A 21,197-nucleotide genomic window follows, 5' to 3' on the forward strand; every position below is an offset into this window, starting at 1 on the left:
TATCCAATGCCCAGCCCCATATCCAATGACTAATGACAAACAGCTACGTGTCTACACCAAAGAAAATCAGCATACTTTACAAAGATTGATTAGAGCGATCGCACTTTCCGAAGGTCAATTTGCTCTGATTTTAGTTCGATGCAACTATGGGCGATTACGCGAGCAAATGTTAGAGAATATTCGCTCGAACACCAAAGAAATTAATATCAGAGAAATCGTTCTCAATCCATCAACTACTTCTTTACACAGCATAATAATCTCAGAACTATCTTTAGATAATCCTGCCGTCCTTACAGACTCTTTACCGTCTGCTGTCATGATTTTCGGTATTGAGTCAACTACCGATCTCGAAAACTTACTTACAGGTATCAACCAAGCACGAGATATCTATGCTGCTACTTTTCCATTTCCAGTAGTGTTGTGGCTACAGGATGAAGTAGCATCATTGCTTTCAAGATTAGCGCCTGATTTTAAAAGCTGGGCTGCAACCACTATTAAATTTGAAATGGCCAAAGCAGATTTAATTGCTTTGATCTCTCAAGAGGAAGAATCTTTATTTGAGAAAGTTTTAGAAGCAGGTGCTGAAACGTTTTTATCTAATGCCTTTTTAGATTTAGATCCAAAATCCCAACACCGCCACGAAATAGAATCAGCGCGTAATGATTTACTACGCTTGTATGGCGTTAAATTAACACCAGGATTAGAAGCTAGTTTAGAATTTGTGTTGGGGCGAGATAAATACGCTAACGATCAAATTAATGGTGCTTTAGCCAATTATCAAAGAAGCCTAGCATTATGGCAGCAGGAAGCGAGGAGAATAGCAGAGTGGGAGAGTAATTCTTCTTTACCTCTCTCATATCCTCAACCTATGTCCCCCTCATCTTTACTCAAGCAAGCAATAGTACTATTTCACCTGGGGCTTTGTTATCACCGAATGGCAGACTTATACCAGAATAGTAGTAGCTATTGCGAACATGCCCTGTCGTGGTTTAAACAATGCTTGGAGCTATTGGAGGAGGTAGAAAGAGAAGACTTAGTTGCTAAATTCATTTTGCCTGCTTGTGAAATGCTGCAACGTTTACAAGCCTGGGATGACTTAAAAGAATTAGCTCAAAAGTCATTACATCTACATAAAACTTATGGAACTCCCGCACAAGTTGCTCAAAATTATGGTTTTTTGGCAAATGTAGCGGCTTCAGAATCGAATTGGGTACTGGCTCATGAATTAGCAAATACAGCGCTTTCTATCTCCGAAGAAGTAACACAAGTTTCTTTGCGAGACGCTTTGCAAAGACGACGACAAGAAAGTTGGTATCTTCTGTTGCTAGCACGCACACAACGGCATTTGGGTGAGTGCGAGGAAGCTATCAATAATTTGGAATGGGCGAGGGTAGTTTGTGAGCTACAACATCAGCCATTACTTTACTTAGAGATTTTAGAGGAACTGCGATCGCTTTACTTTTTTGAGTGTCATAACTATACAGAAGCCTTTAAGCTGAAGCAAGAAAAAATTAAAATAGAACATCAGTATGGCTTTCGTGCCTTTATCGGAGCAAGTCAATTACAGCCACAACGCCCTAGAATTAACCCAGTACTAGAACCTCACAAAATACCGTTTATTCCTGAAGAAATTGCTCAAGAAATATCTGCTTCTGGACGGCAACAAGATGTCAATCGCTTCATTGAAAGAATTGCCCGCGCTGACTACAAACTTACAGTTATTTATGGGCCATCTGGTGTAGGAAAAAGTTCAATTCTCAAAGCTGGTTTAGTCCCAGCACTTAAGGGAAAAGTTATCGGTGAACGCATTCCTATACCGATTGTTTTGTCTGTTTATACTGATTGGATAACAATCTTGAGTAGCAGTATCAACCAAGCATTAGCATACACAGGAATATCGGTTAATATTGACTCTACACCCACCATAATACTAGAAAGAATTCGGCTAGCATCTGAGCGCAATTATACAATAGTTATCATATTAGACCAGTTTGAAGAATTTTTCTTCGTTAGTAATCCTCCTACACAAAGAATAGAATTCTATAAATTTTTTAGTGAATGTTTAAATGTTTCTTATGTAAAAATTATTCTTTCGCTACGAGAAGATTACTTACATCATTTGTTAGAGTTTGAACGTTTAAGTCAGAAAAATAGTACTGGCTTCTATGATTTAGGAGTAATTAATAAAAATATTCTTGATAAGGATATTCGCTACTATTTAGGAAAATTCTCTAGCCGAGATGCCAAAGTTATAATTCACAGTCTGACTCAACGTTCACATTATGAACTAAGTGAGGAATTGATTAACCGATTAGTCCAGGATTTGACAGGAGAACTAGACGAAGTACATCCAATTGAATTACAAATAGTCGGTGCTCAACTACAAATAGAAAACATTACGACACTTGCAGAATATAAGCTTTGTGGTGGCTCGGCAAAATTAGTGGAACGCTGGTTAGGGGAAGTTATCAAAGACTGCGGTCAAGAGAACGAAGATTTAAGTTGGAAATTATTATTTGAATTAACAGATGAAAAGGGAACGCGACCTTTAAAAACTAAAGCTGATTTAGCAGCTGCATTAGTTAATAATTATAATAGAGATACGATATCAAGCTTTGACAAAGTTGGAGAACTGATTTTAGAAATATTGGTAGGTTCAGGCTTGGTATTGCGAGTCAGAGAAGAGTTAGGCGATCGCTACCAGTTGGTTCACGATTATTTAGTTGAACCAATTCGCCAAAAGAACAACTATGGTATGCTTGCCGAGTTAGAAAAAATCAAACTTGAAAAAACTAGAGCCGAAGCAGCCCAACAACTTAGTCAAAAGCAACTAAATTTGGTATTGCAACGACGACTGCGGGAAGCACGGATAGCAGGTGCAATCTTAGCAATTATGGGGGGAACAATAGCAGCGTTATGGTGGCAAGCCGACTTACAAAAAAGAGCAGCAGTCCGCCAAACTCTACGAGCCGAACGTAGTGAAACCAACTTGAAAATTAGTGGAATCGCTGCTGCTAGCGAAGCTTTGTTTGCCTCTAATAAAGAATTTGATGCCCTATTAGAAGGTTTGCGGGCTTGGAGAGGACTTAAACAAGCAGAGATGGTGCAGCCAGATACCCGAATGCGGGTAGTGACAGCCTTGCAACAAGCAGTTTATGGGGTAACGGAGGTTAACCGCTTGGAAGGGCACACTGATGTTGTCTGGGGAGTAACTTTCAGCCCGGATGGTCAGTTGCTAGCATCAGGTAGCCTAGATCAAACGGTGAAACTTTGGCGTCCTGATGGAACCTTACTCCAAACCCTTAAAGGTCACACTGATGCTGTTAATTGTGTAAGTTTCAGCCCTGATGGTCAAACCCTAGCGTCGGCTAGCCTTGATAAAACAGTGCAAATCTGGCACAAAAACCCAATTACAGGTGAATTTGACTCCAAGCCATATCAAACCCTGAAAGGTTACGGTGATTGGGTTTATAGCGTTAATTTCAGTCCTGATGGCGAATTGTTAGCTACTGGCAGTAAGGATAAAACCGTAAAACTCTGGCGTAAAGACGGTAGCTTAGTAAAAATACTGAGAGGACATCGAGGGTCGGTTAACTGGATAAACTTTAGTCCTGATGGTCAATTCATCGCTTCAGCTAGCGACGACAAGACAGTAAAAATTTGGCGACGCGACGGTAGCCTTGTTACAACTTTGCAGGGACATCAGAAAGCTGTGACTGTAGCTGTTTTCAGCCCAGACGGTAAATTGTTGGCGTCAACTGGTCTAGATAAGACAGTGAAACTTTGGCAAAGGGAAAGTGACAGCACTAAAGACGGTTTTGACTTTCGTCTTTACAAAACTTTACGACAGCATAGCAGGCCAGTGTGGAGTTTGAGCTTTAGTTCCGATAGTAAAAAGTTAGCTTCCGCAGGTGAAGATAAAACCATAAACCTCTGGAGTATTACTGGTACTTTACTCAAAACCTTCAAAGGACACAGCGATTATGTTGTCAGTTTAGCTTTCAGTCCAAATAACAAATTACTAGCCTCAGGAAGTTACGACAAAAGCGTGAAACTATGGAGTTTAGATGCGCCAACACCGTCTATTCTTCAAGGGCATCGGAAGCGAGTTTTGAGCGTTGCTTGGAGTCCCGATGGCCGGATGCTAGCTTCTGGTAGTCGCGATCGCACTGTAAAACTTTGGCAACGATATACCAGTAATGGCGAAGTTAAAACCCGACTTTACAAAACTTTAATGGGGCATACAAATGAAGTTACTAGTGTCAGTTTTGACCCCAAAGGTGAAATGCTGGCTTCAGGAAGTTTTGACAAAACAGTGAAACTTTGGCGGTTGGACGGTACTTTAATCATGACTCTCCACGGGCATAGCAATAGTGTGATGAGCGTGAATTTCAGTCCTGATGGTCAGTTTTTGGCATCAGCTAGCAAAGATAAAACAGTGAAACTTTGGAACCGTGAGGGCAAGTTGCTCAAAACTTTAGTGGGGCATCAGGATTCGGTAAATAGCGTCAACTTCAGCCATAATAGTCAAGTTTTAGCCTCTGCTAGTGATGACCAAACTGTTAAACTTTGGCAACAGGATGGTACATTGTTAAAAACTTTCTCACCCCATGACAGCAGGGTGACAGGTATCAGCTTTAGTCCAACTGATGATGAGTTACTGGCTTCTGCTAGCTGGGATAACACCGTAAAACTGTGGCGACGAGATGGGACGTTATTAAAAACCTTATTAAAAGGGTACAGCGATAGCGTCAATGCCGTGACTTTCAGCCCCAATGGTGAATTACTCGCTGCCGCTAGTTGGGACAGTACAGTGAAACTCTGGAGTCCTGAAGGCAAGTTAATTAAAAGTCTTAATGGACATCGCGCTGGAGTATTAAGTGTCAGTTTTAGCCCAGATGGTCAAACACTAGCATCAGCAAGTACTGACAACACGATAATTCTGTGGAATTTAAATCTTGACGATCTGCTTGTTCGTGGTTGCGATTGGGTGGGTGATTACCTTAAGCACAACCGCAATCTTGAAGAGCGCGATCGCCTTCTTTGTGATGGGATAATCCGGACAAACCCTTTTTAATTACAAATTACGAATTAGGTTGAAGCCTCAATGAGCAACCGCTCTTAGTTTAGCGGTTGGTGAGGCAATCGAAGTTATTGATTCAGAACTAGAAATAAATTTCGAACTAATCAGCCAATAGAGCGATCGCTCTCCAAAACTTCATGGCTATTTTCTTCAGGAGCCTCTTGTGGCAAATTTATTAAAAAGGCTTGTAGCTTCATGCGCTCAATGTAGGGCCAGCCTCCCTCAGACTCAATATCTTTCAGCAATGAGTAAAGTTGGCGGCGGTTAACAGGCAAACTCTCTTGAAAAATCCCATCCCGGATCTCTCGGTGTAATTGCTCTAATTGCCGCAACAAAGCCAAAAGAGCTACAGTATCGCCTTCACAAGCTGTAGCGGCATCATACACCACACTTGCGAGCGCTTGCAGTTTACCAGACAACTTTTCTGATTCAATGTTTTTGCGATCGTTCATGCCACCTTTTCCGTATAAATGAGGTCAACTCAAATTTACCGAAGATTTTTAATTTTCCCTAGTTTGTCAGTTGTCTCCCTGTTACTGCATCTCCTCATTTGCCCTGGTTAGGGGTGAATGTAACTAGATTTGTATCTTTATCAAAAGCAATTGCGATCGCTCCAAAAAGAGCGTAGTAACCTTTAGCATAGGCTTTACAGAAGCTAGATGCGATCGAGACGAGACTTTCTTGGATTTTGAGAACTTTGATTTTGAGTTAAAAAAAATCGTATGATCTGGCTGATTTACCCATCCAACAATGGGCTGTATGTAGTGGCGTCACATACATGATACAAAAAGACTTGGGCGACGCTTTTGCGATAAGCAAGAGCAAAGTGCGAAGCAGACACCCCTGTTCGTACTTTTCGAGACATAAGCATTTATGCTTCTCTGTGTGAGACTTACTCATACACTCGCCCAACTTTAAACAAATGCCACCAACAGTAAAACTGCTGGTTTTTTGCTCCCCTAGTAACACACATCCAAAATGGATGCAGTGTTCTACTTAGTCTGGGGTTTACACTCCAAGCTCAAGAGAGCGACACGTTTAACTACGTTTAGCAGAGAAAAGTTTGAGCAGCGTCTGACAACTAGACACCCGAACACTTGCTTCAACTCTCTTTAATCAGAGCAAAGCCGTGTCCGAACAAAGGTAGTTTTTCGCAGAGTAGCGGCTTCTCATCAGAGATCAAAGCTTCGATGCAGTTTTACAACTTAGATATTAATTTTTGAGATTGAGGTTGACCATGAGGTATCGCGCTTTAATTGTTGCATTCTTGGCTTTGTGCCTGGGGCTAATAACCGCTTGTAGTGATGCTCCTACTACCAGTAGTGGTAGAGATGTACTCACTTACGATCAAATTCGCGGCACTGGCTTGGCTAACAAATGCCCCCAACTAGGAGAAACACGCCGTGGCTCCATTCCCATTGATTCTAGCCAGTCTTATACCATCAAAGAACTTTGCTTGGAACCAACTAGCTTCTTCATCAAAGAAGAACCTGCTAATAAACGCCAAGAAGCAGAATTTGTTGCCGGCAAATTGTTGACCAGATACACTTCCACCATTGACCAGGTGCAAGGTAATCTAAAAGTTAATGCAGATAATAGCCTGACCTTTACGGAAACTGATGGTCTTGACTTCCAAGCCATCACTGTGCAACTTCCTGGTGGTGAGCGAGTACCTTTCCTCTTCACTATCAAAAATTTGGTTGCTCAAAGCCAACCCAGCTTGACCAGTATTAACACCTCTACGGACTTTGAAGGCAGCTTTAAAGTTCCTTCCTATCGTGGTGCTGCCTTCCTAGATCCTAAAGGTCGTGGTGTCGTCAGTGGCTACGATAATGCTGTAGCTCTCCCCGCCCAAGCAGATGATGAACAACTTACCCGCACTAACGTCAAGCGTGCTGAAAATCTCAATGGCAAGATTTCTCTGCAAATCGCTAAAATAGACGGTTCTAGCGGTGAAATTGCTGGCACTTTCGAGAGCGAACAGCCATCTGATACAGATTTAGGTGCTGGTGAACCTAAAGAAGTCAAGATTCGCGGTCTATTTTATGGACGGGTTGAATCGACTCGTGGCTAAATCTTCAAAAGTTAAGGCAACTGACTGGCACTCAAAACGACAATTCTCTAAGTACCAGACTTGATCGCAAAAGTTAAACTATCTACCTTCTTTTTTAAAGAGGGTGGATAGATTTTTTAAAAAATGGGGAAAAGTTAAATCTGAGTAGAATTGGGGGCAAAATAGCCTTGGCGATTGGGAAAATTCTTATCCCTCAGTCTTATGGGTGACTTGATTCATCCCTTTAACCTTTTCCCTTTCATTAAAACACTATAGACTTAAGTACAAAAAAGGGTGAGACGCCCTTTTTTTATTGGCTTGCGTAAATATACATAAGATTTTTTTAAATTATTAGTAATTTTTAACTATTGGATAAATTTCAGTGGAATGAGCACGTAATTTTACTGTAAATCGAACTTTTGCTTGTGAAACAAAGCTCGACTACTGTTGTTTAGTTTCTCTAAATTAATTTCATCATTAATTAACTCAAGTTAAGTACAATCTCGGTTTGATATTTAGTGATTAATTTTATATTTTATTTCTATGTGGTTCTAAAAAAGCTACAAGTCATACCAAAGATAAATAACCAACTAAATAATAATTTCGCCCATCTAAATTTTGCTCGATTGTCAAGTAACCTATGGAATTTTAAGAGAAAGTCTTTATTATCTACCATAGTATTTGCTATGAAATATAGTGCAATATTTCATTTGATATCGTGCGATCGCAGCTGAATTTAAAAAGCGAATAATAATTGATTCTTTATTTGCTCAATAAACCCGGTGCTATGCCTACCACAGTCACCAATGAACTAAAGCATGAAATTTGGCAGTTGTTGCGAGAATATCAGCAATTTCCGTCAGAAAACATCCGCAATCAACTGGTAAAACTCAATTTTGGACTTGTGAGAAAAGAAGCTCACTATTGGACAAATCAATGTCATGAAACCTACGATGATTTGCTCCAAGTTGGATGTTTGGGTTTAATCAGAGCTATTGAAAGATTTGAAATTTCCAAGGGACATGCCTTTAGTTCCTACGCTCTTCCCTATATTCGGGGTGAAATTCAACACTATCTCCGAGATAAAGGTGTCACCGTGCGAATTCCTCGGAAATGGTTAGCGCTCCAACAGCAAGCAATAGGAGTATCACGTTCTTGGCGTGAAAAACACAATCGTCAACCAACCGACTCGGAATTAGCAGCAGCACTGGAAATTTCTCCAAACGAATGGCAAGAAATTAAATTAGCATGGGTCAATCGTGCTCCTTTAAGTCTTGATGTGCCAATCCAAGATGGAGAAGAAGGTTCTACCTGCTTGGGAGAATTGGTTCCAGATCCTCACTATCGCAGCTTTCAACTGGCACAAGAAGACCAACTTCGCTTACAACAAGCTTTGGTTCAACTAGAAAAACGCACCCGCGATGTGTTGGAATGTGTGTTTTTGCAAGATTTGACTCAAAAACAAGTTGCAGAACATTTGGGCATTAGTGTAGTAACGGTTTCCCGTCGAGTCAAGAAAGGACTGGATTTGATGAAAGAGCTTATGGGTGTGGCAGAAGATTGACTGCAAAAAATAAACCGCAGTTATACTGGGGATGCAGTGCTAAAAATAACCCTTAAAATGTAAAAAATTAGGTTATAAAGGGAACATACTTTGCCTTTGATCCAAATTTTAGGCATGTTGATTTACACTTTTCAATTTTCCAATGGCTTTTGAGAAAGGCTCATGGGCATAACTTCAAAAATTACAATTGCAGCTATTCTAACTTTGGCGCTCGCTGGATGTGCTTCTGAAGATACACCACAAGCCATCAATCCTGTGCCAGTTCCCAAAATAGCAAAAAAGTCGCCACCAGCGGCTCAATCCTTTAAGAATCCAGTGATACCAGCCAAACAGGTCTCACAAGTTAATCTTGCATCTGTTAGCTTGATTCAATCCACGAATGCCACAGAGCGGACACGAGAACTTGTGGTATCAAAAGCTCGAAGCGATCCTTTTGCACAACTTTTCGGGCAGACTATTCCCGGAATGGTTAAAACATCTGGAAGACCAGTTCCCGTGGTGCCTAAGCTACCTACTGCATCACTAGCAGTACGAAAACTTCCAACACGCAGAATCGCTTTAAATCCAAAGAAAAACAACGTTTCTTCTGTACCAAAAAAAGTCAATCCTACTTTGACTTCAGTGTTGCCTAAAGTGTTGCCTAAAGTTTTGCCTCAAGTTGTTCCCAACCCCACTTTAGTCTCTGTATTACCACCACCAGCACAGCCTGAGTTAGCAAGGGCAGTGGTTGTGACTGGTGTAGTTCTAATTAGTAAAGAACCACAAGCAATTATCAAAGTACCGGATGAGCCGACAAGTCGGTATGTACAAGCGGGACAGCGATTAGCGAATGGCGTACTGATTAAACGTATTGAAATGAATCAGGGCTACAACCCCATCGTGATTTTGGAACAATATGGTATTGAAGTTGCCAAAATGGTAGGGGAAGGGGCTGTCAAATCAACGTCGTCAGCTGCATCTGCTAGCGGCAATGCTATTTCAGTGACAACGCCCCCCCAAAATACGTTTAATGTGGGAGCTTCATAAAGATGGAGACTAAGGAAAAAGTTGAATTCGCTGGTTTGCCTTTAGCTGTTTATAGAGAAATAGCAGCTCATTTACGTCAAGTCGAAGGGGTGGAAGTAGATTTAATTCCCCAGTCATCCCAACAGTTTGATTACAATCAAAGTCAAATTGCTGGCTTGAGCCTCTCGTGGACAGCAAACTCTAGCTTAGAAAATCGGCAACGAGTTAACCAGATTTTGGCTTACTATCAAAATCGCTATATGAATCCTATTTGATTTATTGATTTGTGAGAATTGCAACCCGCAGAACCCCGACTTCTTTAATAAGTCGGGGTTCTTGTTGTTCATGAATCATTCTACAAAGTAGCGATGTCTCCGACTGGCTACGCCTACGCACTAAGCATTATTTAACATAGGTTCATAAAGAATACTGTCTAACGACCTCACAACACGCAGCAAGGTGAGGATTTCAAAAAGCAACGTTATGATAATTAATGCATTAATCGAGCTTGGGTCTAATAATAAATAAGTTGGCACAAATAAACCTCCAGAGTACGGAGACAAGTAATTGCCTCTGTACAGCAGTCAAAAACCATTGCTCTTGACTGTATATTTAGGTGCTGCGTCCAAGCAAAATCAGCCGTTGTACAAATTTCCATAAGGATAATTCAAGTGACTAGGACTAATTCAGACTTTCTTTCTTCCAGCGATCCGGCGATCGCTGGGTTAATCAACGACGAACTACAGCGTCAGCAAGATCACTTGGAATTGATTGCTAGTGAAAACTTTACCTCTGCTGCTGTACTGGCGGCTCAAGGTTCGGTACTGACAAATAAATATGCTGAGGGATTACCTGGTAAACGCTACTATGGCGGTTGTGAGTTTATCGATAAAATCGAGCAACTAGCGATCGACCGTGCTAAACAGATATTTGGGGCTGCTCATGCCAATGTCCAACCCCATTCTGGCGCACAAGCCAATTTTGCAGTGTTCCTGTCACTCCTAGAACCAGGAGACAAAATTATGGGGATGGATTTGTCTCATGGGGGACATCTTACCCACGGTTCCCCTGTAAATTTTTCAGGTAAATGGTTCCAAGTTAGCCACTATGGTGTTAGTCAACAAACAGAACAACTTGACTACGATCAAATTCGCGAGCTGGCGCTGAGGGAGCGTCCTAAGCTCTTGATTTGTGGTTATTCGGCTTATCCACGTGTAATTGACTTTGAAAAATTCCGTAGTATTGCTGATGAAATCGGCGCTTACTTACTTGCCGATATTGCTCACATTGCTGGTTTAGTTGCCACTGGTCTTCATCCGGACCCCATTCCTCACTGTCACGTAGTCACAACAACTACCCATAAGACTCTACGCGGCCCTAGAGGTGGTTTGATCTTGACTGGCGACGCAGAACTAGGTAAAAAGCTAGATAAGTCTGTCTTTCCTGGCAGCCAAGGCGGGCCATTGGAACACGTTATTGCTGCCAAGGCAGTAGCTTTTGGAGAAGCCCTCAAGCCTGAGTTTAAAACCTATTCTGCCCAAGTGATTGAAAATGCTCGTGCTTTGGCCGAACAACTGCAAAACCGTGGTTTAAAGTTAGTATCTAACGGCACTGACAACCATTTAATCTTGGTAGATTTACGCTCTGTAAGTCTAACTGGTAAGCAGGCAGATCAGCTAGTCAGTACCGTGAATATTACTGCTAATAAGAATACTATTCCCTTCGATCCGCAGTCGCCATTTGTTACCAGCGGTCTGAGGTTGGGTTCGCCAGCAATGACCACGCGCGGCTTAGGAGTAGCAGAATTTACCGAGATTGCCAATATTATTAGCGATCGCTTACTTTCTCCAGATTCCGACGTAGTAACCCAAGATTGTCGTCAACGGGTAGCGGCATTGTGCGATCGCTTCCCCTTATATCCTCATCTGGAAATTCCTGTACCAGCATTAGCCTGAGATGATAGTTAGGAGTTAAGAGTTAAGAGTGATGAGTTTTAAGTTTTGAACTCCTAACGTCTAACTCCAAACTCCTAACTCCTAATTCCAAACTCCTAACTATTCCTTCCAATGAGTGCAGAAATTATTTGTGTTGGTACTGAACTATTGCTAGGAGATATCCTCAACGGCAATGCTCAATTTTTGGCGCAACAATTAGCGCAACTAGGTATTCCTCACTACTATCAAACAGTGGTTGGGGATAATCCAGAACGGTTGAAGCAAGTTATAGAAATTGCTATTTCCAGAGCGCAAATTCTCATTTTCACTGGTGGACTCGGCCCCACACCAGACGATCTCACCTGCGAAACCATCGCCGATTTTTTTAAAGTCCCGTTGGTAGAACGTTCTGACATCATCGAAGACATAACGCAGAAATTTGCCCAACGCGATCGGGTTATGTCACCAAGTAACCGCAAGCAGGCTTTGATTCCCCAAGGTGCAGAAATTCTCCCCAACCCCACTGGAACAGCACCCGGCATCATTTGGCAACCTCGTCCTGAAATCACGATTTTTACCTTTCCCGGTGTTCCCAGTGAAATGCATGTGATGTGGGAAGAAACAGCTGTGCCATTTCTCAAAAGTCAAGGTTGGGGTAAAGAAATTATTTACAGTCGGAGTTTAAAGTTTTGGGGTATTGGTGAATCTGCTTTAGCAGAAAAGGTTGCTTCGTATTTAAAGTTGCCAAATCCCACAGTCGCCCCTTATGCAGGTAAAGGGGAAGTTAGATTGCGAGTTTCTGCAAAAGCAAATTCAGAAGCAGCCTCAGAAGCCCTAATTGCGCCCATTGAAAAACAACTTAAAGAAATTGCCGGACTGGATTTTTATGGCGTTAATAATGATACTCTTGCTTCCGTAGTTGGTCAGTTGTTGCGGGCATCAAAAGAAACGCTTTCAGTGGCAGAATCTTGTACTGGTGGCGGTTTAGGGCAAATGTTGACTGAGATTTCTGGGAGTTCTGATTACTTTTGGGGTGGAGTAATTTCTTATGACAATTCGGTGAAGGTTAGGCTGTTGGGGGTTAACCAGGAAGATTTAAATAAATTTGGGGCGGTAAGTGCTACTGTTGCAGAGCAAATGGCTGTTGGAGTCAAAACCCGCCTTGCAACAACTTGGGGACTGAGTATTACTGGAATTGCTGGCCCTACCGGAGGAACAGATACAAAGCCAGTGGGTTTAGTTTACATTGGTTTAGCCGGGCCAAAAGATGAAGTGACAAGTTTTGAATATCAGTTTGGTACTGTGCGAGGTCGAGCTTTAATTCGTCATGTGAGTGCAAATGCAGCGTTGGATAATCTGCGCCGGAAGTTGTTGACGAGGTAACAGATATATTATGTTTGTCATACAATCTGTATGACAAACGAAGCTGACGATGCGAATTAATGCACGATTAGATGACGAATATGCTGATAAACTAGCCTTTATTTAGCAGCAGACTAATCAAGCAGTAACGGAGTGATTAAGTCTGCTATTGAGTTGTATTACCAGCAGCTTCTCGGATGTTGGATTGGAATAAAGAAAAAATCAGAACGCAAAGGCCCCAATCGTAAAAATTCAGTTGCGATCGCGTAACCGTCCGCTGGAAGCGATCGCAAGTTAATTAACTCAAAGGCGATCGCGAATGTTCAAAATACGTTTAATTCCCAAGAAATAATCTTTACTCAAAATTCAATCTATCAAAATAGTGAATTCATTTCATAACTATTGATGCCAGAAATTCTATCTAGGGATCGATATCGTTAACAAGCTAAATGAAGTAAAATTAGTATACTAAATCACATGAGATTGTATTGTATGAAATCTAATAATGTTGCAAAACAGTTTTCCACCGTAAAACGCTGGATGGCCACAGCGCTGTTTTGTATGTTAGCGATCGCTTTCGTTTGGCAAGGTGCATTTTTCTCGAATACCTCAGCAATGGCCGATCCCACTGGAACCTTGATTGCATATGATGATGCAGATCGCGCTCAAGACAAAGCTAGTAGAGATGCTGGACGAACCAAAAATTTCATTGATGATACAGCAGATAAAGTTAAAGACGCTGCCAAGAGCAATGCTAGTAAAGTTGACCAAGCAACAGACAATGGTAGCTTTATTGAGCGCAAAGCAAAGAAAGATGCCGCTACAATTCAGAAGAGAGCAAATGAAGATGCATCTCGGACTAAAGAAGCAGTAGACAACACCAAGAATGTAGTTGAACGTACTGTTGAAAACATTAAAGATGCTTTTGGTAAATAGAGATATAGATATATAAATCCTATTGGATTTGTAAAAATCTAAAGCTTCAAATTTCCGACTTCTTAAAAAGGTCGGAAATATTGTTGTTTGCAAGTAATTTCGGAAAATCTAAGGTTATATCAATATAATTACAGCAATTTACAGGTAGTTAAACATTATGGTAGGGTAACACAGATAGCTCTGCATCCCTATAAGGCATTGTAATTAATGCCTCATTTCCAGTTGGAAACTTTTAACGAGATATATACTAATAAATAAAGTTAGATAAAGTGATTAAGTAGCTTTAGATACATATTTGTCATAGTTATAAGAATTAGCGATCGCTGATAAAATTAGCTGCTGTCACAGAAGAAGAGTAGATACTCTAGTTAAATATTTACTAGCAATTATGCTAGATATATAGCTGTAAACAAAATATTTGATTTTATTTTGTACTAACTTAATAGGGCAAAATTGAGTAATCTGCTTAATGAACTTCCGCAAATTGCTCTTCAAAAACTTGTTTTTATATACGCATCGCAGGCATTTTATAAGTAGCATTACCCACGAAAAAATGTGTTATAAATTTAACTGATTGCAATCTTATTTGACGAATTGTTAATGGTTAACAAATTTTTCATTATCATCAATTAAGAAGTTATACTTTCCACTACAACTTAGTAACAATGTAAGAGTTTGATTCTGTGGACAACCCGACCGTGGGAAAATACAAAATACCGAGACTCGAAGTTAGAGAGGAAAACCTTATAATATGCATCTGAGCGAAATCACCCATCCTAATCAGTTGCACGGTTTATCTGTTCGCCAACTGCAACAGATTGCCCGTCAGATTCGAGATAAGCATCTTCAAACAGTAGCAGTTAATGGTGGACACTTGGGGCCAGGGTTGGGTGTTGTCGAATTAACACTAGGACTTTACCAAACACTGGACTTAGATCGGGATAAAGTTATTTGGGATGTAGGACACCAGGCTTATCCCCACAAACTGCTTACAGGACGTTACGATCGCTTCCACACCCTCAGACAAAAGGACGGAGTTGCGGGCTATCTGAAACGGGGTGAAAACAAGTTTGACCACTTTGGGGCTGGACACGCTTCTACAAGTATTTCAGCAGCTTTGGGTATGGCTTTAGCGCGAGACTTGAAAGGAGAAAAATTTAAAGCCGTTGCTGTGATTGGGGATGGGGCACTAACTGGCGGCATGGCTTTAGAAGCCATCAACCATGCCGGACACATGCCGAAAACCAACCTGTTGGTTGTTCTCAATGACAACGACATGTCCATATCTCGCAACGTCGGCGCGATTCCCCGCTATCTCAACAAAATGCGCCTCAGCCAACCGGTGCAATTTATTAAAGATAATCTTGAGGAACAGTTTAAGCAAATCCCCTTCGTAGGCGAATCCCTCTCACCCGAACTCGGACGCATCAAAGAAGGTATGAAGCGTTTGGCTGTTCCGAAGGTAGGTGCAGTTTTTGAAGAACTCGGCTTTACCTACATTGGACCAGTGGATGGGCATAATCTTGAAGAATTGATTGCTACCTTCCAACAAGCACATCAGATACCAGGCCCAGTTTTGGTACATGTAGCAACAGTAAAAGGCAAAGGCTATGAAATTGCCGAACTAGATCAAGTTGGCTACCATGCTCAAAGCCCCTTCAACGTCGCAACTGGCAAAGCCATTCCTTCTAATAAACCTAAACCTCCGGCTTATGCCAAAGTCTTTTCTCACACTCTGGTAAAACTTGCCGAACAAAACTCGAAAATCGTCGGCATTACTGCGGCTATGGCAACAGGGACAGGTTTAGATAAACTTCAAGCAAAATTGCCGAATCAATATGTTGATGTCGGCATTGCGGAACAACATGCAATTACCCTAGCAGCAGGACTTGCAAGCGAAGGGATGCGCCCTGTAGCAGCTATTTACTCCACCTTCTTGCAACGCGCCTACGATCAGATAATTCATGATGTCTGCATCCAAAACCTGCCAGTATTCTTCTGCTTGGATCGGGCCGGAATCGTCGGATCTGATGGCCCCACCCATCAAGGTATGTATGATATTGCCTATTTGCGTTGCATTCCTAACATGGTAATCATGGCTCCCAAAGACGAGGCAGAACTGCAAAGCATGGTAGTAACTGGTGTTAATCATACCAGTGGGCCGATCGCAATGCGCTACCCTCGTGGCAATGGCTACGGCGTTCCCTTGATGGAGGAAGGTTGGGAACCTTTGGAAATCGGCAAAGGCGAGATTTTGCGTACAGGCGATGATGTGTTAATTGTTGCTTATGGCACAATGGTCTATCCAGGAATGCAAGCTGCGGAAATTCTTAGCGAACATGGCATTGAAGCAACTGTAATTAATGCGCGTTTCGTTAAGCCTTTGGATACCGAGTTGATTTTGCCTTTAGCGAAGAAAATCAGCCGTGTTGTCACTTTAGAAGAAGGCTGTATCATGGGTGGCTTTGGTAGTGCGATCGCCGAGTCTTTGCTAGATGCAGATATTCTCGTTCCTGTCAAGCGATTTGGTGTACCAGATGTATTGGTAGATCATGCTGAACCCAATGAATCTAAGACAGAACTAGGTTTAACTAGTCATCAAATAGCAGAGAGAGTATTGCAAGCTTTCTTTAAGCGGCAACTATCTGCTGTGGTTTAGTTTACTTATCAACAGTATTATCTAAAAATAACCCCTGTTATAGGGGTTATTTTTATGAGAATATTAGCGATCGCTGGACTTTCAGAATTTCATATCCCTCGCGATTTTAACAACTTATTTGATTTCCAAAAAGCCGCCGTAGAGCTAGCAGCACGTCATGTAACTAGGCGTGGCGGCGTGTGAAGAATCTACCGCAGCGATACCCAGAGATAAACAGCATCACGAGTTAGTAAATAAGGGTACTGAATTGATTGCTGAAGATTGTCTTCTGATTTTGCTTGAATTTCTATATGGATTAATAGCCAAATTTCTTGTCCTTGAATTTGCCAGACTTTAACTAATTTATCTGCATATCTCCTACCTTGTTCTGCTTCGCGTGGCTATTTGTTGAAATTCCTTATCAAGAAATTCGTGGGGACGTTCCCAATTAATTATTTCTGCTGTTTGGGGAAAGAACAATTGCATTGCTTGGGGAAAGTAAGCTTCTAAAATTTCTTTCCACGGGCTATCATTGTCTGCTCTTTCCAGTTCTTCTGTCATCAGTTTATTGCTATACCATTTAGAAATCCTAATACCAATTCTCTAAGAAGCTGCATAGAATAAAGCTTCATGAAATAGAGCTTCGAGGATGAAATCATAACTAGTCAAAGACGAGATCAATTCAGAAGACATTTGAGCCAATTCCAATTGAACCCAGTAACGCAGCTGCTGCAAACAAGAGAAATTTTCACCCTTCCATTGACGTTTAATATGCTGCCACAATCGTTCAATAGGATTCAGTTGAGGGCTATGAGCAGGCTGAAATATTGGGATAAGAGTTTATAGCGTACCCAACGGTAAACCGTTTTATATTTGACTTGCATATTAAATTCCTTCTCTAGCCATTCAACGATCTGCCTATAGCTGCTAAATCCCTGCGGACATTGCAGTTTCTCCTTGAGCCGAGACAAGACCTCTGCTTGAATCTTTGGCATTTGGGAGCCGAAATCTAGTTTTGATTATGTTTTGATGCTTGGAACATTGAAAGCACCAACCTATGTCCAACTCATGGAGTGTCTTGCTCAGATTGCTGCAAGTCGCTTACTGGAAACCGGACAAATCACCGTTATTATTCACGATAATGCCTCTGTTCACAAAAGTCATTTGGCTCGCCAGCAGCATCAACGTTGGCAACAGCAAGGTTTGTACATCTTTTTTCTACCTCCCTATAGCCCCCAAATGAATCGCATTGAAGACGAATGGTTGCATCTCAAGCGTGATGAGCTTGCAGGCCGAATTTTTCAGGATGAATATGAATTAGCGTAGGCGTAGCCCGCCGCAGGCATCGCTATTATTGAGGGTATAAATCATAGAGCCAAGCAAGGTCAGTATTCAGTTGAGCGTTTTATGTTTAATTAGGTTAACTTACTTAATTTTTAGTTAACTTATTACAGGTTGGGTCATAGAATTACGATGCTACTGGTAGTATTTATGACTCAACAGTAAAGCGATCGCTTCCTGAAGTTTTCCTGCTGAAACCTGCGCGATCGCACTCAAGCTACTCAGTTAAAAAGATTTTTAGGCAATATATCTTTACAAAAGAGCAAAACTCCTCAATTGCTGTTTATTTCTTCACCTTTCTGATTCTCCATTTTTTTCTATATTAATCGTCCAAAAAAGCGCTAGCTGTGGCAATCTGGGAAACAGAGATTTATTAAATCTGATATTTGAGCAATAGCAAATTTACCTAATCAGGTTATGCAAACTCTGCCCACAGTAAACACTTCAAGCATCACATCACCTCAAGCCACCTTTGATACAACTATCAAGCGGCGTAAAACCCGCCCTGTAAAGGTGGGAAATGTCACTATTGGCGGCGGCTACCCCGTTGTAGTGCAGTCAATGATTAACGAAGACACTCTTGATATTGATGGTTCCGTGGCTGCTATTCGTCGTCTGCACGAAATAGGCTGCGAAATTGTCCGCGTCACAGTGCCAAGTATGGCTCATGCTAAAGCTTTAGGAGAAATTAAACAAAAATTAATTAAAACTTACCAAGATGTGCCCATTGTGGCTGATGTCCATCACAACGGACTGAAAATCGCTGTGGAAGTTGCCAAGCACATAGAGAAAGTACGGATTAATCCAGGCTTGTATGTGTTTGAAAAGCCAAACATCAATCGCACTGAATATACTAAAAGCGAATTTGACGAAATTGGCGATAAAATCCGCGAAACCTTAGAACCTCTAGTAGTTTCTTTGCGCGATCAAGGAAAATCAATGCGAATTGGGGTAAATCACGGTTCTCTGGCTGAAAGAATGCTATTTACCTACGGTGATACCCCCGAAGGAATGGTGGAATCTGCCATAGAATTCATCCGCATCTGTGAATCTTTGGATTTCCGCAACTTGGTAGTTTCCATGAAAGCCTCACGAGTCCCGGTAATGGTGGCCGCTTATCGCCTCATCGCCAAGCGTATGGATGAACTGGGTATGGATTACCCGTTACATTTAGGTGTTACGGAAGCTGGTGATGGCGAATACGGGCGAATTAAATCTACGGCTGGTATTGCTACCTTACTTGCTGATGGCATTGGCGATACAATTCGTGTCTCACTAACAGAAGCACCAGAAAAAGAAATTCCCGTCTGTTACAGCATTCTCCAAGCTTTGGGATTGCGAAAAACGATGGTGGAATACGTCGCTTGTCCTTCCTGTGGACGCACTTTGTTTAATCTAGAGGAAGTACTGCACAAAGTTCGGGAAGCCACTAAACACTTAACTGGGCTAGATATTGCAGTGATGGGTTGTATTGTCAATGGCCCCGGAGAAATGGCAGATGCCGACTATGGGTATGTTGGTAAAACACCTGGTTATATTTCTTTGTATCGTGGTCGAGAAGAAATTAAAAAAGTCCCAGAAGATAAAGGTGTAGAGGAATTAATTAACCTGATTAAGGCAGATGAACGCTGGGTAGAACCTTAAAGGGGCAGAGGGCAGCGGAAGCAGGGGGCAGGGAGACAAGGGGGAATTATTGAACAAGTCTCTCCCAAGTCTTCCCCCTCTTCCTTGTTTACCTTTGTCTCTTCTGCATACCCAATCCCCAATCCCCAATCCCCAATCCCTCAATTAGCCAGATTGTCAAGTATTTTGTTTAAATTAAGGATACATACTCGGTCTGTACAGTGGTAGCCTGTGTTAGATTGAGCATACTGACTATATTATTTTCCCTCTGACGCATGTCATTATGGTGATTACAAAAAATAGGCTTGTTTTGGGTGCTACGGCAGTTACACTCTCCACGATCGCTGTTACTAGCCTTGGCATTCATTCGCGAGGTCAGGCTTTATTTAAAGCAAGTCCTAAAGAATTAGTAGATGAAGTTTGGCAAATTGTTCAGCGCCAATATGTCGACGGTACTTTTAATCAGGTAGATTGGCAGGCTGTTCGTAAGGAATACTTGAGCAAGTCCTACAGTAATCCGCAGGATGCATATAAGTCCATTCGGGAAATGCTGAAAAAGCTAGATGACCCATACACCCGGTTTATGAGTCCAGAGGAATTCAAGAATATGCAGGTGGATACCTCTGGAGAATTGACAGGGATTGGGATCACCATTAGTCAGGATGAAAAAACCAAGCAATTGGTTGTAATTGCGCCAATTGAAGATACACCAGCCTTTAAAGCTGGTGTTTTAGCAAAAGATATCATCCTCAAAATTGACGGCAAAGATACCAAGGGGATGGATACTAATCAGGCAGTGTCCTTGATTAGGGGTGAAGCAGGATCGAAAGTCAGCTTGACTATTCAACGCGACAAGCAGATAAAACAATTTGATATTACACGGGCGCGAATTGAAATCCATCCAGTTAAGTTTTCTGAAAAGAAAACTCCAGCAGGCAATCTTGGTTACATTCGCTTGAACCAGTTCAGTGCCAATGCTGGTAAAGAAATGCAAACCGCTATCAAAAATTTAGAAAGCAAAAAGGTAGCTGGATATATTCTCGATCTGCGTGGTAATCCAGGCGGCTTACTTTTCTCCAGCGTTGATATTGCTCGGATGTGGATAGATAAAGGTAAGATTGTCTCCACTGTTGAACGCCAAGGAGAGGCAGAAAAGGAAGAGGCAAACGGAAAAGCTTTGACAAATAAACCGTTGGTGGTGTTGGTAGATAAAGGTTCCGCTAGTGCCAGTGAAATCCTCTCAGGGGCTTTGCAGGATAATAAGCGTGCTACTTTGGTCGGTACTCAAACCTTTGGTAAGGGACTAGTGCAATCGGTGCGTCCCCTAGAAGATGGTTCGGGGTTGGCAGTGACAATTGCTCATTACTATACCCCCAATGGTACAGATATCAATCACAAAGGCATTTCACCAGATGTGAAAGTGGATTTGAGCAAAAAGCAGATGGAGGATTTGTGGCTGCATGAACGTGACAAACTCGCGACTCTTGCAGACCCTCAATTCGCTAAAGCGGTGGAAGTGATAGGTAAAAAAATTGCTGCTCAGGGCACACCTACAGCAGAAAAATGAAGAGTTAGAAATAAAGTTAGGAGTGAATAGTGAAGAGTTAGGGCGTGTCATCAATTGAGCCAAATGACAGAAGCAGCCAGATAAATTGCAC

At 41.8% G+C, this 21,197-nt stretch carries 16 protein-coding genes and 1 pseudogene; 13 read left to right on the forward strand and 4 right to left on the reverse strand.

Annotated features, from left to right (window positions below; translation table 11 throughout):
- Nucleotides 1–25: 25 nt before the first annotated feature.
- Nucleotides 26–5,077 carry an eIF2A-related protein gene (locus RM368_RS30700; protein WP_322697552.1) on the forward strand — a complete coding sequence of 1,684 codons (5,052 nt, stop codon included), beginning with the start codon at nt 26–28 and terminating at the stop codon, nt 5,075–5,077.
- A 110-nt stretch (nt 5,078–5,187) separates the two neighbouring features.
- Here the strand turns inward: RM368_RS30700 and RM368_RS30705 are convergent, their stop codons facing one another.
- Nucleotides 5,188–5,535, reverse strand: a complete 348-nt coding sequence (locus RM368_RS30705) for a hypothetical protein (protein ID WP_322697553.1) — start codon at nt 5,533–5,535, stop codon at nt 5,188–5,190.
- A gap of 785 nt (nt 5,536–6,320) precedes the next feature.
- Between RM368_RS30705 and RM368_RS30710 the strand changes: the two genes are divergently transcribed.
- From RM368_RS30710 to RM368_RS30750, 9 genes are all read left to right on the forward strand, one after another.
- A complete protein-coding gene (locus RM368_RS30710) occupies nt 6,321–7,157 on the forward strand; it encodes a photosystem II manganese-stabilizing polypeptide (RefSeq protein WP_322697554.1) in 837 nt (278 codons plus the stop codon).
- Between the two features lie 766 nt (nt 7,158–7,923).
- Nucleotides 7,924–8,700 carry an RNA polymerase sigma factor SigF gene (locus RM368_RS30715; RefSeq protein ID WP_322697555.1) on the forward strand — a complete coding sequence of 259 codons (777 nt, stop codon included), beginning with the start codon at nt 7,924–7,926 and terminating at the stop codon, nt 8,698–8,700.
- A gap of 162 nt (nt 8,701–8,862) precedes the next feature.
- Nucleotides 8,863–9,726: a hypothetical protein gene (locus tag RM368_RS30720; protein ID WP_322697556.1), complete on the forward strand. Its 864-nt coding sequence runs from the start codon at nt 8,863–8,865 to the stop codon at nt 9,724–9,726.
- Between the two features lie 2 nt (nt 9,727–9,728).
- On the forward strand, nt 9,729–9,980 hold the full coding sequence (locus tag RM368_RS30725) for a hypothetical protein (protein WP_322697557.1): 252 nt from the start codon (nt 9,729–9,731) through the stop codon (nt 9,978–9,980).
- A 396-nt stretch (nt 9,981–10,376) separates the two neighbouring features.
- Entirely contained in the window at nt 10,377–11,660 is a 1,284-nt protein-coding gene (gene glyA / locus RM368_RS30730; protein ID WP_322697558.1) for a serine hydroxymethyltransferase, read from the forward strand.
- A 111-nt stretch (nt 11,661–11,771) separates the two neighbouring features.
- A complete protein-coding gene (locus RM368_RS30735; RefSeq protein ID WP_322697559.1) occupies nt 11,772–13,022 on the forward strand; it encodes a competence/damage-inducible protein A in 1,251 nt (416 codons plus the stop codon).
- 471 nt (nt 13,023–13,493) lie between these two features.
- Nucleotides 13,494–13,937 (forward strand): hypothetical protein, encoded by a 444-nt coding sequence (locus RM368_RS30740; protein WP_322697560.1) that lies wholly within the window; start codon nt 13,494–13,496, stop codon nt 13,935–13,937.
- Between the two features lie 751 nt (nt 13,938–14,688).
- Complete coding sequence (dxs, locus tag RM368_RS30745) at nt 14,689–16,596, forward strand: 1-deoxy-D-xylulose-5-phosphate synthase (protein ID WP_322697561.1); 1,908 nt, start codon at nt 14,689–14,691, stop codon at nt 16,594–16,596.
- A gap of 54 nt (nt 16,597–16,650) precedes the next feature.
- Nucleotides 16,651–16,779 (forward strand): hypothetical protein, encoded by a 129-nt coding sequence (locus RM368_RS30750; protein WP_322697562.1) that lies wholly within the window; start codon nt 16,651–16,653, stop codon nt 16,777–16,779.
- Nucleotides 16,780–16,847: 68 nt separating this feature from the next.
- Here RM368_RS30750 and RM368_RS30755 read toward each other — a convergent pair.
- The 3 genes and pseudogenes from RM368_RS30755 to RM368_RS30760 form a co-directional block, all read right to left on the reverse strand.
- Nucleotides 16,848–17,136, reverse strand: a pseudogene (locus RM368_RS30755) (hypothetical protein); the annotation flags it as partial.
- A gap of 42 nt (nt 17,137–17,178) precedes the next feature.
- Nucleotides 17,179–17,358, reverse strand: coding sequence for a hypothetical protein (locus RM368_RS38890; protein WP_416212209.1), 180 nt, complete (start codon nt 17,356–17,358; stop codon nt 17,179–17,181).
- 14 nt (nt 17,359–17,372) lie between these two features.
- A complete protein-coding gene (locus RM368_RS30760; RefSeq protein WP_322697563.1) occupies nt 17,373–17,570 on the reverse strand; it encodes a helix-turn-helix domain-containing protein in 198 nt (65 codons plus the stop codon).
- Nucleotides 17,571–17,604: 34 nt separating this feature from the next.
- Here RM368_RS30760 and RM368_RS30765 point away from each other — a divergent pair, with 34 nt between their 5' ends.
- The 3 genes from RM368_RS30765 (at nt 17,605) to ctpC (ending at nt 21,106) form a co-directional block, all read left to right on the forward strand.
- Nucleotides 17,605–17,901: a transposase gene (locus tag RM368_RS30765; RefSeq protein WP_322697564.1), complete on the forward strand. Its 297-nt coding sequence runs from the start codon at nt 17,605–17,607 to the stop codon at nt 17,899–17,901.
- A gap of 432 nt (nt 17,902–18,333) precedes the next feature.
- Nucleotides 18,334–19,560, forward strand: coding sequence for a (E)-4-hydroxy-3-methylbut-2-enyl-diphosphate synthase (gene ispG / locus RM368_RS30770; protein WP_322697565.1), 1,227 nt, complete (start codon nt 18,334–18,336; stop codon nt 19,558–19,560).
- A gap of 262 nt (nt 19,561–19,822) precedes the next feature.
- A complete protein-coding gene (ctpC, locus tag RM368_RS30775; protein WP_322697566.1) occupies nt 19,823–21,106 on the forward strand; it encodes a carboxyl-terminal processing protease CtpC in 1,284 nt (427 codons plus the stop codon).
- Nucleotides 21,107–21,197: the final 91 nt, after the last annotated feature.

The organism is Nostoc sp. DedSLP03, from assembly GCF_034530815.1.
GTDB lineage: Bacteria > Cyanobacteriota > Cyanobacteriia > Cyanobacteriales > Nostocaceae > Nostoc.

What these genes read in the sequence shown, in the direction of transcription:
- dxs (WP_322697561.1), top strand. Translation starts at nt 14,689, where the DNA reads ATGCATCTGAGCGAAATCACCCATCCTAATCAGTTGCACGGTTTATCT.
- RM368_RS30715 (WP_322697555.1), top strand. Translation starts at nt 7,924, where the DNA reads ATGCCTACCACAGTCACCAATGAACTAAAGCATGAAATTTGGCAGTTG.
- RM368_RS30710 (WP_322697554.1), top strand. Translation starts at nt 6,321, where the DNA reads ATGAGGTATCGCGCTTTAATTGTTGCATTCTTGGCTTTGTGCCTGGGG.
- RM368_RS30725 (WP_322697557.1), top strand. Translation starts at nt 9,729, where the DNA reads ATGGAGACTAAGGAAAAAGTTGAATTCGCTGGTTTGCCTTTAGCTGTT.
- RM368_RS30760 (WP_322697563.1), bottom strand. Translation starts at nt 17,570, where the DNA reads ATGCCAAAGATTCAAGCAGAGGTCTTGTCTCGGCTCAAGGAGAAACTG.
- RM368_RS30705 (WP_322697553.1), bottom strand. Translation starts at nt 5,535, where the DNA reads ATGAACGATCGCAAAAACATTGAATCAGAAAAGTTGTCTGGTAAACTG.
- ctpC (WP_322697566.1), top strand. Translation starts at nt 19,823, where the DNA reads ATGGTGATTACAAAAAATAGGCTTGTTTTGGGTGCTACGGCAGTTACA.
- ispG (WP_322697565.1), top strand. Translation starts at nt 18,334, where the DNA reads ATGCAAACTCTGCCCACAGTAAACACTTCAAGCATCACATCACCTCAA.
- RM368_RS30740 (WP_322697560.1), top strand. Translation starts at nt 13,494, where the DNA reads ATGAAATCTAATAATGTTGCAAAACAGTTTTCCACCGTAAAACGCTGG.
- RM368_RS30750 (WP_322697562.1), top strand. Translation starts at nt 16,651, where the DNA reads ATGAGAATATTAGCGATCGCTGGACTTTCAGAATTTCATATCCCTCGC.
- RM368_RS30720 (WP_322697556.1), top strand. Translation starts at nt 8,863, where the DNA reads ATGGGCATAACTTCAAAAATTACAATTGCAGCTATTCTAACTTTGGCG.
- RM368_RS30700 (WP_322697552.1), top strand. Translation starts at nt 26, where the DNA reads ATGACTAATGACAAACAGCTACGTGTCTACACCAAAGAAAATCAGCAT.
- RM368_RS30765 (WP_322697564.1), top strand. Translation starts at nt 17,605, where the DNA reads ATGCTTGGAACATTGAAAGCACCAACCTATGTCCAACTCATGGAGTGT.
- RM368_RS30735 (WP_322697559.1), top strand. Translation starts at nt 11,772, where the DNA reads ATGAGTGCAGAAATTATTTGTGTTGGTACTGAACTATTGCTAGGAGAT.